Here is a 16,776-nt window from a genome sequence, read left to right as displayed (position 1 = left end):
TCCCGCGCCTTTGAAATTCCTTCGTTACCTCACTCTGGCGGCAGCCTGTTTGTGCGCTTTTTCCAGTGCGGCGCAGACCGTCTATAAGTATCAGGACGCCAGCGGTCGTTGGCACTTCACCGATAAGGCTCCGCAACAGGGCAAACATGAACAGGTAAAGCTGACGTCTTCCCGGGGCTCACAGGACAAGCCTTCCATCACTTCTAAAGTGGAGGATAACGTCACGATTCTGACGGCCGTGAATCCCTGGCGGGGTCCTGTGCAATTTCTGTTGCAGGTGCGGAAAACCGGGGAATATCAGCGCGAAAGCATTCTGGTGGACGCGGATTCCACGCGTCACTTCAAGATTCAGGGGCAGGTGGATTACCAGTACTACTACATTCCCGGCGACCCTGAAGCCAATCCTGACTCTTCTGCGATTTACTCACCGCCTTTCGCTGGCGGGGAGTCCTACGTGATTTCCCAGGGCTTCAATGGTCAGTTCTCGCATAAGGAAGAGCCTAATACTTACGCCGTGGATATCGCCATGCCAGTCGGTAGCTATATCCACGCCGCGCGGGGCGGCGTGGTGATGGCGGTAGAGGAAAACTACACCATCGGCAGCGCCGCCTTCGCCTATTTCCTGGACAAAGCCAACTTCGTCATGATTCTGCATGACGACGGCACTACAGGCATGTATGCGCATATCTTGCAGGGAAGCTTACAGGTGCGTCCCGGCGACCGGGTGGAGCGTGGTCAGGCCCTGGCGCGCTCTGGCAGCACAGGGTTTTCCACCGGGCCGCATCTCCACTTTGTGGTGCGCAGAAATGTCGGGCTGGACCTGCAGTCGCTACGCTTCCGCATGCAGGACTCGGAGGGTAATGACTATCCCATTAGGGAGAGAGTTCGCATGATTGGTTGGTAATCAACTAATCATTGTCGAGTTTTATGACGCGCCAACATAGATGCAGTATAAGAATGGACGTTAAGCGTCCATTTTTTTTACGCGTATTTTGGGCATAGGACAAAAGGCTGCTGGCAAGCTGGCTTTGATTGTGAGGCTAGGCCAATAGGCTTACGCTGCTGTCTGGCGTGATGGAAGAGGAGAAGACAAATTCAAGTGAAAGACTGATTTAAAGCTGACCAACCCATTACCGCTAGTCAGCAATTTTTACAGTTGATGGCTCATCCGCGACTTTTTTTCTCGAAATTCTCATGTGATCTAGTTCACTTTTCTTTTCTTGTATTTTAACTTGCTGTTATTAAAGGTGTTTTGTTTTTATGGCCCCGGGTGTGCAGTATGTAGAGCAATAGTGTTATACAGACAGTTGGGAGAACGAGATATGCCTCCGATAGTAACTGTTCCCGAGCCTGCGACATTGGCTCTCTATGGTATAGCGCTCTTGGCGATCATTCTCTACCGAGGTATGAAATCCAAGAAACACGGTTAAATTCATTGGCGGTGAATACCCCTCTTAGCATTATGTTAAGAGGGTTTTTTTTGTCTTCAAGAAAGTACTCCGTGAACCTTCCCTGGCCTACGGATTCAATTTCAGGATAGGGGCGAACTCAGCGGCGCAGGCGGGACGACAGTTCCGAGGCGCGCTCGGCGAGATGGCTTAGGCGGCCAATCTTATCCTTGGCGGATGTGGCGTTGCGCGCAGATTCATCGGTCAATTCCGACACTTCTTCCAGGTTTTTGGCGATATCTTCCGAGACGGACAGCTGCTCGTCGGAGGCGGTGGCCACCTCGGTATTCAATGCGTTCACCTTGGCGATGGCCTCACTGATTGAGGCGAGTTTTTCGGAAGCGCTGGCGAAGTAGCCGCTGCATTCATCCGTGATGCGGTTACTGGCCTCCATGACTGAGACTGTATTTTTTGCTCCGTTTTGCACACTGTCTATGATGGATTCGATTTCAGCCGTCGAGTTCTGAGTTTTTTGCGCCAGCGAACGGACTTCATCCGCAACCACTGCAAAGCCACGCCCCTGTTCGCCCGCCCGGGCTGCTTCAATGGCGGCGTTCAGAGCGAGCAGATTGGTCTGTTCGGCGATACCTCTGATTACATTCAGTACTGTGCCGACGTTCTTGGTGTCCTCCGCCAGCTTTTTCACTGTATTCGAACTGCTCGATACTTGCTGCGACAGGCGTTTGATGGCGTCGTTGGCGCGTTTCATCGCTTCCATGCCGTCTTTCGCCGCCACATCGGTATCGTGTGCGACTTCCGCCGCATTGCTGGCGTTTTCGGCGACCTGCTGTGAGGCGGCGGTCATTTCCTGCATGGCGGTGGCGACGTGAATGGTGCGGCCGTTGGAGTCCTGTGAGCAGTTAACAATATCGTCCGCGGCGCGCGTGATAATGATGATGTTCTCATTGAGGTCAACGGCTGTCTTGTCCATGGCGGAGGCGAAATCGCTGAGGAATTTCTGCAATTCAGCGGCGGAGTTGGATAGTCTTCCCAATTCATCCTGCCTTGCGGAAGAGAAATCATGGCCCAGCTCGCCATGGCTGAGCTTGGTGACTTTGTCGATGATGGTGCGGGTAGGGCGCACGATGCGCACATTGATCAGCGATAGCACGATGACTGCTGACGTGACTGTGACAATTGCGAGAACGATGCTCCAGAAGGCGAAACTACTGCTGAATTCAACATGAGCGCGTCTGTAAGACTCAGTGACATGCGCTTTGAGACTGTCCGCCAGTTCCTGCAACAGTTTGGTCGGTTCTCTGTCGATGCCGGACACGGCGTTATCGCCAGCCTGAGGGTTGAAGCCGGAGTTTTTGAACTCGGCCAGACCTTCCCGATAAGCCTGCCCCATGATCTTGTGTCGGTTAATGAACTGATCCAGCGTCGACTTCATTGATTCTTCCGGCAACAGCGGCCTTATCGCAGAGACCTTTGCCTGTACCTTGGATTCTGTTTCCACGAAACGGTCCCAGTATTTTTTCAGGTTGTCCGGTTCGCCGCCTCGTAACAGCACGTTCTTCCATTCCTGTACCTGGATTTTAAATAGCGCCACGGACTCGTTCGCTTCCTGCAGAAGATCTCCATTTTGGGCCAGGGACAATTCCAGTTCGCTGATACGGTGCTCGTTGGAGATGGCGCTGAATATGCCCGCGGCCAGGGTCAAAAGCCCGCTCAAGGTGACGACTGCCAACAGCTGATTAAACAAACTTCTGGATAACCATTGCATGATTGTCTCCGGGAAGGGTAGGAATGAAGAGTGCTATGTATCTATAAAGTAATAGCATATAAGAGGATTTTTGCTATTTATGGCGGGATGTCGCACGTTTGTTGCAGTTTTATGACAAAACGTTGAACGTTGGCGGGAGAGTGAGCATTTTTTTATCTTGTATCAGGCCTGGGGAGCGGCGACAGCGCAATGTCCGAGTAGCTCCTGCAGGAGCTGATCGAGTTGATTCCGGTCCAGGGGTTTGCCGAGATAACCTTGGGCGCCGGACTCCATGTAAGTGGCGATATCAGCGGGTTCGGTATTGCCGGAAATTATGTAAACCGGCTGCGTGTAACCTTGAGCGCGTAAGGCGCACAGCGCCTCCAGGCCGTCCATGACCGGCATTTGAATATCCATCAGTATCAGGTCGAAACTTTCCGCCAATGCCGCCTCCAGCGCCTCCTGACCATTTTCCACTGTCACGACAGTCAGCGCCGGTCCGATGCGTTCTATCTGGCGTTTGAACAATAAACGGTTCACATCGTTGTCCTCCGCCACCAGGATACGGCCGGTGAGGTCCTCTGGAACGGCGGGCAGGTAAAGTCGGAGTTTCTGATAGAAGTGCAGGCGGTCGACAGGTTTTGCGATGAAGTCAATGAAGCCCAACTGGCGGTATTCATCCAACTGGTGGCGCATGACATTGGCGGTCAATGCGATCACCGGAGGCGTCTGACTGGTTTTGCGCAGATGCAGTATGGCCTCGTCGCCGCCCATTTCCGGCATCTGGATATCCAGAAGAATCAGATCAAAGCGGGAAGTCGCCGCCGCTTCCACCGCTTGTTTGCCATTGCTTGTCAGGGTGACGCTGAGGCCGGCTTCCATCAGGAAGCGATGAAACAGCGTCTGGTTGTCGATGTTGTCCTCGGCCAGCAACACTTTGCCGCGCAGGCGAGGCGCGCTCCAGGCGGCGCCGTTCAGCTCCAGGCGCTGGCGGGCTTTCTCGAATTCTTCCAGGCTGTTTATCCATGGCGTCTGGCTTAAATCGCCGGCGCCGATAGTCACGCTGAAGCGACTGCCTTCTCCCTGGGAGCTGTCAACTGTCAGCTCGCCGCCGAGCATGTGGGCCAGCTGTCTGGATATATAAAGTCCCAGACCCGTGCCGCCATACTGACGAGTAGTGGAGCTGTCCGCCTGCACAAAGGGCTCGAAAATTTTTTGAAGCTCACCCGGGCCCAGTCCGATACCTGTATCGGTGACGGTAAAGCGCAGCAGATTGGCCTCTTTCTCATAGCTGACGCCGAAGTGAATGCTTCCCTTGTGAGTGAACTTGGTGGCGTTGGCGCCTAGATTGAACAGGATTTGTTTGAGACGCGTTGGATCGGATTCGAAATGAGAAGGCAATGGTAGCTTGGGCGTGATATCCAGCGTCAGGCCTTTTTCGTGAGCGCGCATGCCAATATGGGAGCGTAGATCTTCAATCAGGTTAGGCAGAGATATCTGCATACGTTCGATCTCGATCTTTTCCGCCTCTATTTTCGAAAGGTCCAGTATGTCGTTGATAATCGTCAGCAAATGACGGCCGCTGCGTACGATAATATCGATAAACTGATTGCGCTCCTCCCGGCTCAGATTGCTTTCCCGCAACGACTCGGAATAACCCAGAATGGCGGTCATCGGGGTGCGTATTTCGTGGCTCATATTGGCGAGAAAGCGGCTCTTGGCGGCCTCCGATACTTCCGCCGCCCGCTGCGCATTGAGGGCCTGCTCCTTGGCCTGGCGGGCCTGCTCGAAAAGCTGGGCGTTGCGCACCGCCGTGCCGACCTGCACCAGATATTCGGCGATGCTTTCAATGGCTGCGGTGTCCAGGTCCAAAGGCTGTGCATAATTAACAAAGCCGAAGCCGCCAATGACTTTATTGTCGACGTGCAGAGGAAAATAGGCGATGGAAATGGGGGCGCGAAAGTCATAGAGGCGCTTGTCGACTCTAGAAGTGGTGGCGTCGGGAGGAGGTACGCGAGGAATGAACAGGGGCTCGTCATTCAGCAGAGGGCGGACGAATATGCTGTTCTCGTCTTCAGGAAGAAAAAAGGTGAATCCCTCCGATTGTTTCACTTCTTGCGCCGTCAGCGCGTCGCCGTAACTTTTCACCAGCACCAGACGTTCCAGATTATCGTCAAACAGCGTGATGTAAACCTGCTCGAAGGGCTGGATGCGCCTTAGCGCCTGCATGACCCGCCCCATGATCAGGTCCAGATCGAGATGGGTATTGACCGCATGGGCGAGAGAACTGATGTCGATCAGCGACTCCTTCTGCTCCAGCAGGCGCTGTTTGGTTTGATTCAGCTTGAGGTTGATGCGATGCAGCAGCATACCCAGACTCATGGTGTAGCCGAACAGTCCAGCGGAGGCGATCAAGGTGGGCGTCAGCTCCAGGCTGGGGCGGAAATAAAAATCTGTGATCAGTCCCGTCAACAGGGCGCCGGTCACATTGGCGACAATGCCTTTAAAAAAGAATATAGCGCCGTCGGCGGCCAGGTTGGTCATCCAGGCGCCGCAGATAAAAGCCAGCGTGATCAATGGGTTGAATCCCCACAGCGCGACACAGGCGCCATAGGCGAAGGAGTCGACCAGTATGTTGTCCAGCTCCTGCTGTTTGGATTCGGAAAAGAAATAAGCCAGGTGAGGGTATATTAGCGTGTGCAGAATGATCAGCCCCCACATCAGCAGGTGGCCGGAGAATTTGAAGATTGATATGTGCAGGCACAAAACGATCATGCAGGCGATTACGCGCAACACGTATCCATTGCGCACCTGGGTCGATTTCTGTGCGGACGGTAACTCGGCTTTCCTTTTCACTACTCACACGCGCGGTTGTTGTTATTCGCCACGCCGGATCAGGCGCAGCAGCGGCGACGCCGAAATGCGGACTGACCTAAGTATAGCAAAGGCTGTCCTGCGCTCGGCCCCTTCGGCGCTGGCGGCAAGCCCGCCAAACTTCTAACGCCTCGGCAGGCTGATTAAGTTTGGCGTTTGTGTCGCATCAGCATTTCCATACACGGCTGTGCTGGTTAGTCTAGTCGACCGGAGGGCCTATGGATATTGTCCATCTGGCACTGCGGAAAGTACGCACTCTCCGCGGCGCCTTCATTGCTATTAATTTAGGCAGAGAAATAACTTCCATCTATTTGTCTGCAACGACAGGGCCCGCACAGGTCAGGCCCTGTCTCCCGGGGCTAGTCGCCGCGAAAAGTACAGATTCTTGGGGGACGCGCCTATCTCATGGTGGGGCGTGTGGCCAGGCTGTTGTGAGTAACCTGGGCTGCGATCAGCAGAAGGATAACTGCAATCGAGCTGGTGAGAGCCTGTTGCCAGACATCTGGCGTTTGCAGGATTTCCGGCAGCAGCAATGCGGGAGTCACAATCACCGCCAGCAGAATGCCCGCCAGTTTGAGCAGCGTACGGCTGACGCAGATGGTGCTCAAGCGCAGCAACGAAGCGGCGGCGTTGCGCTCACATTCTTGCGGATTGGCCTCGTCGTCCAGCGCGCGCAGGGATTCAAACACCCACTCGCGTCCCAACCGGTGCCCAAGGAACATTAGCAGTAAGGGACAGATGGCGATCATCAGGCCTCCCGTCACCAAGTCGCTGTGCATAATGCGACTGCCTTCGATCATGATTGAGGCGGACAGAAAAACCGTGGAGCACTGAATGATTAGCAACAGCTTGGCGGGGGAAAGACGCATTGTGTATCGACCCTCTGCAGTGTTGTAGTGTTAACCTGCGATGCTAATTTATGCTTGAGTCAATTTCAGTTGTACTTTCTTAGCGGACAGTAACGGTTTGCAAATTGCGGGAGGTATGGTCTGGGCCCAGGCGGCTTTTGTTCATCTGTTCATCTGGACGGCCCGCATAAGCCTTAAACGCCTGGGCGGCGTCTGCCCACCCAGACATTTAGTGCAAACTGCGCGCTATTTGGTGGTGTAACCGCCATTGGCCAAAATGGTTTGCCCGGTGATCCACCAACCTTCCGTCACCAGATAGCGCACCAGGGTGACAATATCCTGAGGATCAGTCAGACCGGTGCGGGTGAAGGGGCTTAAGGCCGCCGCCGATGAGGACGACTTTATCTTTGAGTGTGTGCGACGTAAGGGATTGCGTACTCATGTCCTGCTCCTCTGTAAGGTGGATGGGTCAAGCGAATGCCTGACCTGACTGTATTCTATCTGTACGCTTCTTCCGCATAATGGCGGCTCTGCTGCATAATCTGTCCATTAGTTGCGAATAATAGAGAGCGGGTATGGATAGGATCGATGCGTTACAGGTATTCGCCCGGGTGGCGGAAACCGGCAGCTTCACCCGGGCGGCGGATCTGTGCGAGTTGCCTCGCTCCACGGTGTCTTCTGTGGTGCAGAAGCTTGAGGCCAGTCTCGGCGCTCGTTTGCTGCATCGCACTACTCGACGCGTCAGCCTGACGCATGATGGCGCCGCCTTGCTGGAGCGCTGTCGGCACTTACTGACCGAAATCGAAGAGATTGAAAGCATGTTCCGCGAGCCAGGGGCGAGAGTGAGTGGGAGGTTGAAAGTCGATGTTCCCAGTCGCTTTGGCTCCCGAGTCATTGCGCCGGCGTTACCAGACTTTTTTGAACGCTATCCGGACGTTGAGCTGGAACTGGGGGCGACGGACCGTACGATTGATCTGATACAGGAAGGCGTGGACTGTGTCGTGCGGGTGGGCGATCCGGGCGCGGCCAGTCTGGTGGCGCGCCCCTTGGGGAAAATGGAAATGGTGAACTGCGCCAGCCCCGCCTATCTGGCGCGTTACGGGGCGCCGCAATCCCCCGAGGAGCTGAGCGATCATCGCGCCGTCAAATTCGCCTCTCCTAATAGTGGCCGGTCCGAGCCCTGGGAATATGTACGGGATGGGGAGCTACATTACGTAGAGATGCGCAGCTGGGTCACGGTGAACAACGCAGAGACCTATGTAGCCTGCGCGTTGGCGGGCATGGGGTTGTTACAGGCGCCGGAATACGATGTGCGGCATTTGTTGCGGTCGGGAGATTTGATTGAAGTCCTGCCGGACGCAAGAGCGGAAGTCATGCAGATTTATGCGATGTATCCCCATCGCAGGCAGCTGTCCCGAAGAGTGCGAGTCTTTCTTGATTGGGTGGGCGAGTTGGTGAAGACGGTTTGCGTCTGAGCATCAATCCGCTTGATAAGGTATACTAGGCAGGCATAAACGCCTGTCTAGGCACGCGTAACTGGTTGTTGAACAACCTGTCTACATGATCGCGGAAGACGCTGGAGATAAATCTTGCGCACTGCGGTTGCTGGGTAACTCTAAGGCTCGTGGGATGCGCGTCCTGCGACCTTATCGAATCAAATGCACGACGACTTAAGGACACATTATGAATGGGAGCCCGAAAGCGCGTTTAAATCCCCCTGTCTTTTTTACCTCCTCTGGACTGATAGTATTGCTGGTGGCCTTTGCGGCTCTGTTTCCCGAGAAAGCCAGCGAGTTGTTCACTGAGCTGCAGGCGGCCATTGTCGCCAACGCCAGTTGGTTTTACGTGCTGACGGTGGCGATCATTCTGATCACCGTCTGCTTTCTCGGGCTGTCCCGTTATGGCGAGATCAAACTGGGGCCCGACCACTCCACTCCGGATTACTCCTACATAACCTGGTTCGCGATGCTGTTCTCCGCCGGTATGGGGATCGGCCTCATGTTCTTCGGCGTGGCGGAGCCTGTGATGCACTTTCTGTCGCCGCCAGTCGGTGACGGCGGGTCGGTGCAGGCGGCGCGCGAAGCCATGAAGATCACCTTTTTCCACTGGGGACTGCATGCCTGGGCGATCTACGCCATCGTGGCGCTGATCCTGGCGTTTTTCAGTTATCGTCACGGGTTGCCGCTGACGCTGCGTTCCGCTCTGTATCCATTAATTGGAGAGAAAATATACGGCCCTATCGGACACGCCGTGGATATTTTCGCCGTCATTGGCACCCTGTTCGGCGTGGCGACTTCGCTGGGGTACGGCGTGTTGCAGGTCAACTCTGGTTTAAACCATCTCTTTGATATTCCGGTAGGTCTGACGACGCAAGTGGTGTTGATTGTCTTCGTGACGTTCCTGGCGATACTTTCCGTCACCACAGGCCTCGACAAAGGCATACGCCGCCTGTCCGAATTGAACATGGCGCTGGCGGTGCTTTTATTGGGTTTTGTGCTGCTGGCGGGACCAACGGTGTTTCTGCTGCAAGCGTTCGTGCAGAACCTCGGGTCTTACGCTTCTGATATCGTACGCAACACCTTTAACTTATTTGCTTACGAGAAAACAGACTGGATTGGCGGCTGGACAATTCTGTACTGGGGCTGGTGGATGTCCTGGGCGCCGTTTGTGGGGCTGTTTATTGCGCGGGTGTCCCGTGGACGCACCATCCGCGAATTCGCCATGGGCGTGCTGTTCGTTCCCACGGGTTTCACCCTGATGTGGATGACCTTTTTCGGCAATACCGCCATTAATATGATTCTTAATGATGGCCTGACGTCACTGGGAGATACGGTGTCCAGCGACGTTACCATTGCGCTGTTCGCGTTTCTTGAGCAATTCCCTTTCTCCGGCATATTGTCGCTGTTGGCGACCGTGATGGTGATTGTGTTCTTCGTGACGTCCTCGGACTCCGGTTCCATGGTGGTGGATATGCTCTGCTCCAATGGGCGTGACGATACGCCTGTCTGGCAGCGTGTTTATTGGGCTGGCGGCGAAGGCGTGGTCGCCGCGGTGCTGTTGGCGGCGGGCGGCCTGGGCGCATTGCAGACCATGACGATCGCGAGTGCGCTGCCGTTCGCCGTGGTGTTGCTGATCGCCACTTATGGTCTGATCAAAGCTCTGCGAATTGATGCATTTAAACGGGACAGTCTGCAGCTCAATGTGCAGCCGGCGGCGCCCATGGTGCATGATGAAAACTGGCGCGACCGCTTGTCCAATATTGTCGACTACCCGGATAAAGAGAACGTCAGCCGTTTCTTGGGAACCATCGCCAAACCCGCTTGCGAGTCCGTTTGCAAGGAGCTGCGGGAGCATGACCTGGATGCGCATGTAGAAGAAGACAAGGAGCGCCATCGCGTACGCCTGACAGTGATGTTGGGCAATGAAGTGGACTTTATCTACGAGGTGCGCAGCCGCTCTCATGTGAAGCCGAACTTCATCCAACCGGAAGAGTCTATTGAAGAGGCCCCGGAAGAGGTGCGCTACTACCGCGCTGAGGTGCACTTGCGCGAAGGCGGGCAGGACTACGATGTGATGGGCTGGAGCAAAGTCGCGGTGATCAACGACATCATCGACCAGTACCACAAGCACATGCACTTCCTGCACCTGCTGCGTTAATCGCTCTCTCTGCGCCGACGGCGAGGTTACTCCACGTCGCCGTCGGCCACCATGCGATAGAACAGCTCCACACCCCAGGGCAATAAGCGCTCGTCAAAATCGAAAGCGCAACTGTGATGACCGTCTCCCACTGGGCATCCCAAAATCAAATGGGTGGCCAGCCCCCCTTGATCCCGCACTCGCCGCACCATATAACCAGCGTCTTCACTGGCTGGAACCAGATACGGACGTTGCAGTAGCTCCTCCGGTAATCCCAGGCTGCGCGCGACTTTTTCCACTTTGGTCGCCAGTTCCGGGCTGTTGGGCCACCCTGAAAACTCGGCGAAGACGGATTTCTCATATTCCACGCCATTCATCATCGCCGCGCCGCCCAATACTTGCTCCGCCTGCTGCGCCATGTAATCGGCCACATCGTTATTGGCTCCGCGCACTTCATATCGGAAGCTCACATCGTCAGCAATGACATTGTGGGCGTTGGCGGAATGAAAGCGCCCGACGTTGATGCGTGATAATCCCCCGCTATGTCGGGGCAGGGCGTATAATCCCTGCACTGCCTGACAGGCAGCCAGCAAGGCGTTGCGGCCATCCTGCGGCGCGTTGCCGGCGTGACTGGCGCGCCCCCGAAATCGGACGTCATAGATTTCGGCGCATATCCAGGTGGCGTCGCAGATGATCTGGTAAGCGTCGACGATACCCAGATGCAAGGTCATGAAGCGTTCGACCTCCAGCAATTGCGGAAGATCTGCGAATATCGTACCGCCTCCGCCGACCTCCTCTGCGGGTTGAAAAAACAGATGTACGCGGCCGCCCCATTGTTCCCGAGTTGCGGATAGACGTTGCGCGAGCCCCAATCCAATGGTCAGGTGACCATCGTGACCACAGGCGTGCATCACGCCGGGATTGTCCGAAGCGAAACCTTGCGCGGCGGGTGGATGCGCTTGGTCGCGGTTTTCTTGAATTGGCAGGGCGTCAATATCAAAGCGAAAGCCCCAGACAGGGCCAGGGTGAGCGCCTTCCATTGTGGCGCATAGTCCGGTCAGGTTGCCCGCCATGGCGGCGAGATAGAGATCGTTGCGTCCCAAGGCGGCTTCGGCGCGTGTGTAAGCCTGGCGAGTGACTTCCGCCTCAGGCGGGTTGGAAGGCGTCTGTTCGCCGTACAGGTCCTTACCGTACTGAATGGCGAATCCCAGTTCAGATAGCTCCGCGCATAAGCGCGCGCTGGTGCGAAACTCGGTCCAGGAAAGCTCGGGTTCGCGATGAAAACTGCGTCGTATGGCGCTTAACTTTTGTTGTTGCGCAGCGTCTGGGAAAGGGGGGAAACCGCTCATAATGGCCTCATTAGTAATGTATTGAAATGCTGGCCATCAGCGCAGCTTGCTTGGGTCCAGATTAACGGATTTACGGGCGCTGAACGCCTGCAGCCCCTCCGGCGCCAACGCCAGGGAGCCGTTGCCGGAACTGCGCTGGCCTATCCATCCCAGGCGCGCATCCACAAAATTGCAACGGTTGACGAAAACGGTGCCGGTTTCCATGGCTTCTATATAGTATTCCGCACGCTGCCGGGAAGTCGTAAAGATAGAGGAGGTCAGACCGTAGGCGCTATCCAACACTTGCTCTATGGCTTCATCATCGCTGCCGACAGACATAACCGGCAGGACTGGACCGAATGTTTCTTCCTGTAGAACGCGCATACCCGGCTTCACGTCGGCCAGTAAGGTGGGCTTGAGAAAGTCTACGACTCCAATGCGCTCAACGTCTCCTCCGCTGCGCAGACTGGCGCCGTCTTGTTGCGCTTCCTGACTCATCGTCAGCAGGTTGTTCACAGCCGCCTCACCGCCATGCAAGGGGCCCAAAGTCGTATCCTCCGCCATTGGATCGCCGTTCTTTTGCTCTTCCATAATGGCTTGGGCTTTATCAAGGAAAGCGTTGTAAATGGCTGTGTGAGCGTAAATACGTTTGACGGCGCAGCAGGATTGTCCGGAATTATGCAGGCGTCCGATTCTCACCGCCCAGAAGGCGGCGTCGTCAAGCTCGGCGTCTTCGGCGATATAAGCGGCGTCGCTGCCTCCCAGCTCCAGAGAGCAGGCGATGAATGGGTCAGGAACCTCATTGAACGCGCGTTTGGCGACGCTTTGCTGGATAACCCGCCCTCCCTGCACCGAGCCGGTAAACACTACGTGATTGATGTCGGCTTCTTCAATGATGCGTGCGGATACGTCGAAGTCCACGGTCACGTTGATCAACAGGTTTTCGATGCCCGCCATCACCGCGAAGGCCCTTTCGAAGTGAGCGCCGACAGAGGGCGTGGTGGTGTGTTTAAGCGCCACGGCGCTGCCGCTCAGCAAAGCGCAGACGGTCCCATTGATAGCGCAGAACAGAGGGTAGTTCCAAGGCGTGATAATGTAGGCGACGCCTTTGGCGCGGCATTCGATACGGCCTTCAAAGCTGGCGTCTTCATATTCAGGATGCCGGCTTGGCCGTAAGGCGCCGTCTTTGGCGAAGCGGCATAGGTATTCCGCGCGTTCGAGCATGAAGTCCAACTCCTCTCCGGCGGCTTTCAGAGGCTTGCCGACTTCCCGGGTGATGCCTTGAACGATATCGCTGCGATGGTGGCGGAAGTAATCCAATGCATTCATCACATGATCGGCGCGCTCCTCGGGTTTCAGTCTGCGCCAATAATAGGACGCGTCTTGAGCGTCGTTGATGCGCATGCTCACAGACTCGAACGACTGCGAGGGTTGCGAGTACTCCAGTTCGCGAGTGAAGGGGTTGTAGACTTCAATCATGCTCATTGCGAGATCTCCTGCTTTGGCAGTCGACCGAATTCACCAGTAAAGCGGTCGATGTCTGCGTGGGTGGCGTCAAAAGAGGCGAAGAAATGGCAGTCGCAGCGTTCCCAATTCGATCGGGTCAGCAGCTGAGAGAGGCTTAGGCTGTTGTTCTGTGGCGTAAGGTTCACGGACGGCTCCATTTTCCGGCGGGCCTGTTCTTGGCGCGCCGTCGCTTTCTTCCTTGGGGGTTGTAAACGGACGCGTGCGACGTCCGCAACCCATGTTAACGATACAGCACTTCCCGGTTCACTGTGGTTAAAAATTCACAGCCATTGGAGGTGACTTCCACGGTGTCGGATAAGAAGGCGTCGCCGAGGCCGGAATTGAGCAGCCAGCTCATCAAATGAAAGGTCATACCTTCCCTTAATTGTAAGTCGGAATTGCGGCGAAGCCCCACGGGCACGCCACTGCCGGACCAGCTGGGCGGGTAGCCGATGCCGATGGAGTAGCCGCAATGGTGGCGGGAATAATGCGCCAGGTTATTGCGATCCAGTACGGCTTGCCAGGCCTCGTATACATCGCCCGCTCTTACGCCGGGTTTGATGGTGTCGGCGGCGGCCAGCATGGCTTCCCGGCAAATAGTATTTATTCGCAGCGCTTCTTTGGGCGCTTCGCCAATAAACACGAAGCGGCCGACAGGCGCATGGTAGCGACGCACACAACCGGCCATTTCCAGGAATAAAAGATCGCCTCGCTCCAACGCCATGTCCTCCCAAGTACCGTGTTCGTGAGCAAGAGTGCGGGTAGAGCGCACCAGCGGCACAAATCCGGGATAGGTGCCGCCGCGTCGAAACATGGCGTCATAAATCGCGGCCATGATTTCCCGAGCATTCACGCCAGGACCTGCGGCGGCGATGGCGGAGAGCATCATGGAGTCGGAGATGGCGGCGGCCTCCCGCGTGAGCTCCAATTCCGCAGGGGACTGAACGATGCGGACGTCGTCCACCAAGTTGTCCAGTTGGCGCCATTCCGCGTCTGGAACGCCATTCATGACCCCTTCGGCGACGGAGTAGGGGAGAAAGGCGCTGTTCATATCCAGGCCGATGACGCCTTTGCCCAACCCCGCGTCGTGCAAGGCTTTCACTGTTTCACGCGCAGCGGCGGTAGGCGTGAGGTTCGGACGTTTGCGAGTGGCGTCGCGGGTAGGCGCGCCCATAGTCATCGACCAAGTGTCTTCAGAGATAGCGACATCGTCCTCGCCGGGCGGAGGCTCGCTGCCGTCGCTGTAACCGATATGCACGACGTCTGGGGCCTGATCCCGCACGGTGGCTTTTTCCATAGCGCGAGTGATGAGAATAGGCTGACCGCTGGAAGGTAAAATCAGTAATTGACTGGCGAAGTAGCCTTGGTGGTCCAGGCCGGTGAGGTAGTAAATATTTTCGGGACTGGCGATCAGGCAGGCGTCCAGCCCCCGCGATGACATGCCCACTCTCACTTGAGTGCGGCGACGCTGGTACTCAGCGTCCTTGAAATAGCGACCGCTGTCGTTATCCATCATGGCTCCACCTCCAAATTCTATAACCCAGGTTCGCGCCTGCCCGACCGTTCCTCCGGCATACCCCTTACCCCCACTGTAGAAGTCAATGAGGGAGAATTCAATTTACGATCTGAGAGTGGCGGACGATTGGCTTATATCCAATCTACTATTCGATGGAGAGCTCTGATTCAGTAGACTGCCCCTTCAATGGAGTTTTGTAGGAAAGATTGATGAAGAATAAAAAGCTGAGCCTGGCGGCCCTGGTTTGTTTCACACTGAGCGCTTGTGGCGGAGGAAGCGACACGACGGGCGACGCTTCCAGCAACGGAGGCGATTCGGGGGATGAAGTTGAGATTGTCGCAGGCGCCCGTTATGTCAGTCCGGATGGCGATGACGCTAACGACGGCCATCTGACGTCAGAGGGCGGAACAGGACCGTGGAAAACGTTGCAGAAAGCGGCTTCTACGGCGGTAGCCGGGGAGACAGTATACGTGCGTGCTGGTGAGTACAAAGAGCCGGGACCGATTGCCGGTAGCGATAAACTCTGGGGCGTGAGAGTGCAAAACGATGGCGAGGAAGGGAAACCTATCGTTTTCGCCGGTTATCCGAAAGACGACGCCAGGCCTGTGGTGGACATGGATTATGAAGCGCCCTGTTTTACCCTGTATGGCCGTCAGCATGTCGTCATTAAGGGATTTGAATTGCGTGAATGTCGTGGGGCCGGCGTATGGGTTATGAGCGGGAGCGGCCGGGATAACCTCCATCTCGCCATAACCAATAATCATATTCACCATATTGATGGCGGCGCGGGAACCAATGTGGCTGGCGTTCGGATGGATACGGTCGGCTATGGCGTTATCGCTAATAACCGCATTCACCATATTCGCGTAGATGGCGTGGATAACGGTAATGCCGCTGGCGTACTGAGCTATCGTATGTATGAAACTGTCGTTAACAATAATGAGTTTTTCGATGCGCACACCGGCATTTTTCATAAAGTCCCGGACTACGAGGGGCGCAAGGGCGGCGTCTTCAAAAACAACCTGATCCATAATGTCTCAAAAGCGTTTTACTTCAACACTAATGTCAGCGTGCCCGTTCCCGGGGCTCACATGAATACGGAGATACGGCAGAATGTGGTGTATGGGGCAGGCACGTTTATATATGACTGGACTTTCGGCGCTAATACGCAGAATAAAGGGCTGAAGATTCATAACAATACGGTTATCGGCGCGAACTTGAATATCCGCGGCTTTAAGGAAGTGGAATTTCACTACAATATTCTGTTCGGCGGCGCTAACATTACGACAACCTATCAAGGGGATGTTTTCACTGACGATCAGAAGTTCCCACCGGGCTTGAAAACAGTAGATTACAACCTTTATTCGGAAGACTTCAGCGCTACGCTGGGGCGCTATAGTGGTGAAACGATCAACTACGCTTCATTGGCGGAATGGCAGGTGGCTGGAGCGACCTTTGATAAGTTCTCCCTGAACGTTCCCAATGGAACCCCGGATATCAACAGCACAACCACTAACGATCCTAAATTCCAGAATGCAGATGACCATGACTACCGTCTCAAGGCGGATTCACCCGCTCTGCATCCTGATGGCAATATTGGCGCTTATATCAAAAATACCGATCAGATCGGACCAGATTGGTGATAACAGATGGGGGCGGGAAGTGACTCAGGCGCTTCCCGCCTCTGGTCCCTCTCGGATGACCCTGGGCGAAAAGCCGAAGCGCTTCTTGAACCTTACTGAAAAACGCGAAGCGGAATCATACCCGACTTGATACGCGATACTGGAATCAGACGCTTCAGTTGACTGTAACAATGAGAAAGCCAGAGACATCCGAACATCCAAAAGAAGCGCGCTAAATGTTTGTTCTTCTTTCGCAAGCTTGCGTCGTTGATCCTACCCACCAATGATAGACA

Annotated in this window: 13 protein-coding genes; 5 read left to right on the top strand and 8 right to left on the bottom strand. The window is 55.4% G+C overall.

Annotated elements, in window-relative coordinates; genetic code table 11:
• Positions 1-10 precede the first annotated feature (10 nt).
• Together AC2IBB_RS31440 and AC2IBB_RS31435 are read left to right on the top strand one after the other, a co-directional pair.
• Positions 11-904 carry a peptidoglycan DD-metalloendopeptidase family protein gene (locus AC2IBB_RS31440; RefSeq protein WP_486330574.1) on the top strand — a complete coding sequence of 298 codons (894 nt, stop codon included), beginning with the start codon at positions 11-13 and terminating at the stop codon, positions 902-904.
• A gap of 418 nt (positions 905-1,322) precedes the next feature.
• A complete protein-coding gene (locus AC2IBB_RS31435; RefSeq protein ID WP_127973780.1) occupies positions 1,323-1,430 on the top strand; it encodes a PEP-CTERM sorting domain-containing protein in 108 nt (35 codons plus the stop codon).
• A gap of 118 nt (positions 1,431-1,548) precedes the next feature.
• Here AC2IBB_RS31435 and AC2IBB_RS31430 read toward each other — a convergent pair whose 3' ends face one another.
• The 3 genes from AC2IBB_RS31430 to AC2IBB_RS31420 all read right to left on the bottom strand — a co-directional run bounded on the left by AC2IBB_RS31430 (position 1,549) and on the right by AC2IBB_RS31420 (position 6,896).
• Positions 1,549-3,174, bottom strand: a complete 1,626-nt coding sequence (locus AC2IBB_RS31430; RefSeq protein ID WP_486330573.1) for a methyl-accepting chemotaxis protein — start codon at positions 3,172-3,174, stop codon at positions 1,549-1,551.
• Positions 3,175-3,336: 162 nt separating this feature from the next.
• Entirely contained in the window at positions 3,337-6,009 is a 2,673-nt protein-coding gene (locus AC2IBB_RS31425; protein ID WP_486330572.1) for a response regulator, read from the bottom strand.
• A gap of 416 nt (positions 6,010-6,425) precedes the next feature.
• On the bottom strand, positions 6,426-6,896 hold the full coding sequence (locus tag AC2IBB_RS31420) for a hypothetical protein (protein ID WP_486330571.1): 471 nt from the start codon (positions 6,894-6,896) through the stop codon (positions 6,426-6,428).
• A gap of 554 nt (positions 6,897-7,450) precedes the next feature.
• On the opposite strand from AC2IBB_RS31420, the gene AC2IBB_RS31415 reads away from it, so the two are divergent.
• Both AC2IBB_RS31415 and AC2IBB_RS31410 read left to right on the top strand, forming a co-directional pair.
• On the top strand, positions 7,451-8,350 hold the full coding sequence (locus tag AC2IBB_RS31415; RefSeq protein WP_486330570.1) for a LysR family transcriptional regulator: 900 nt from the start codon (positions 7,451-7,453) through the stop codon (positions 8,348-8,350).
• Positions 8,351-8,558: 208 nt separating this feature from the next.
• Positions 8,559-10,532 carry a BCCT family transporter gene (locus tag AC2IBB_RS31410; RefSeq protein ID WP_486330569.1) on the top strand — a complete coding sequence of 658 codons (1,974 nt, stop codon included), beginning with the start codon at positions 8,559-8,561 and terminating at the stop codon, positions 10,530-10,532.
• Between the two features lie 26 nt (positions 10,533-10,558).
• On the opposite strand, the gene AC2IBB_RS31405 is transcribed toward AC2IBB_RS31410, so the two are convergent.
• The 4 genes from AC2IBB_RS31405 to AC2IBB_RS31390 form a co-directional block, all read right to left on the bottom strand.
• The gene (locus AC2IBB_RS31405) at positions 10,559-11,860 is read right to left on the bottom strand and encodes an amidohydrolase (RefSeq protein ID WP_486330568.1); all 1,302 of its coding nucleotides are present in this window, start codon (positions 11,858-11,860) and stop codon (positions 10,559-10,561) included.
• A gap of 36 nt (positions 11,861-11,896) precedes the next feature.
• The gene (locus AC2IBB_RS31400; RefSeq protein ID WP_486330567.1) at positions 11,897-13,324 is read right to left on the bottom strand and encodes an aldehyde dehydrogenase family protein; all 1,428 of its coding nucleotides are present in this window, start codon (positions 13,322-13,324) and stop codon (positions 11,897-11,899) included.
• Positions 13,321-13,491, bottom strand: coding sequence for a hypothetical protein (locus tag AC2IBB_RS31395; protein ID WP_486330566.1), 171 nt, complete (start codon positions 13,489-13,491; stop codon positions 13,321-13,323). Before AC2IBB_RS31395 ends, AC2IBB_RS31400 begins: the two co-directional genes overlap by 4 nt.
• A 95-nt stretch (positions 13,492-13,586) precedes the next feature.
• Positions 13,587-14,861, bottom strand: coding sequence for a M24 family metallopeptidase (locus tag AC2IBB_RS31390; RefSeq protein ID WP_486330565.1), 1,275 nt, complete (start codon positions 14,859-14,861; stop codon positions 13,587-13,589).
• 209 nt (positions 14,862-15,070) lie between these two features.
• Here AC2IBB_RS31390 and AC2IBB_RS31385 point away from each other — a divergent pair, with 209 nt between their 5' ends.
• Positions 15,071-16,504, top strand: coding sequence for a DUF1565 domain-containing protein (locus AC2IBB_RS31385; protein ID WP_486330564.1), 1,434 nt, complete (start codon positions 15,071-15,073; stop codon positions 16,502-16,504).
• 24 nt (positions 16,505-16,528) lie between these two features.
• Here the strand turns inward: AC2IBB_RS31385 and AC2IBB_RS31380 are convergent, their stop codons facing one another.
• Positions 16,529-16,693 (bottom strand): helix-turn-helix domain-containing protein, encoded by a 165-nt coding sequence (locus tag AC2IBB_RS31380; protein WP_486330563.1) that lies wholly within the window; start codon positions 16,691-16,693, stop codon positions 16,529-16,531.
• Positions 16,694-16,776: the final 83 nt, after the last annotated feature.

Source organism: Hahella sp. NS-SX17 (assembly GCF_057367735.1).
The sequence above is the reverse complement of the archived record's forward strand: the minus strand, read 5'-3'. Positions and strand labels throughout refer to the sequence as shown.

Coding starts and splice junctions, on each gene's coding strand:
- AC2IBB_RS31435 (WP_127973780.1), top strand. CDS start 1,323: ATGCCTCCGATAGTAACTGTTCCCGAGCCTGCGACATTGGCTCTCTAT.
- AC2IBB_RS31415 (WP_486330570.1), top strand. CDS start 7,451: ATGGATAGGATCGATGCGTTACAGGTATTCGCCCGGGTGGCGGAAACC.
- AC2IBB_RS31390 (WP_486330565.1), bottom strand. CDS start 14,861: ATGATGGATAACGACAGCGGTCGCTATTTCAAGGACGCTGAGTACCAG.
- AC2IBB_RS31410 (WP_486330569.1), top strand. CDS start 8,559: ATGAATGGGAGCCCGAAAGCGCGTTTAAATCCCCCTGTCTTTTTTACC.
- AC2IBB_RS31400 (WP_486330567.1), bottom strand. CDS start 13,324: ATGAGCATGATTGAAGTCTACAACCCCTTCACTCGCGAACTGGAGTAC.
- AC2IBB_RS31385 (WP_486330564.1), top strand. CDS start 15,071: ATGAAGAATAAAAAGCTGAGCCTGGCGGCCCTGGTTTGTTTCACACTG.
- AC2IBB_RS31380 (WP_486330563.1), bottom strand. CDS start 16,693: ATGTCTCTGGCTTTCTCATTGTTACAGTCAACTGAAGCGTCTGATTCC.
- AC2IBB_RS31420 (WP_486330571.1), bottom strand. CDS start 6,896: ATGCGTCTTTCCCCCGCCAAGCTGTTGCTAATCATTCAGTGCTCCACG.
- AC2IBB_RS31430 (WP_486330573.1), bottom strand. CDS start 3,174: ATGCAATGGTTATCCAGAAGTTTGTTTAATCAGCTGTTGGCAGTCGTC.
- AC2IBB_RS31405 (WP_486330568.1), bottom strand. CDS start 11,860: ATGAGCGGTTTCCCCCCTTTCCCAGACGCTGCGCAACAACAAAAGTTA.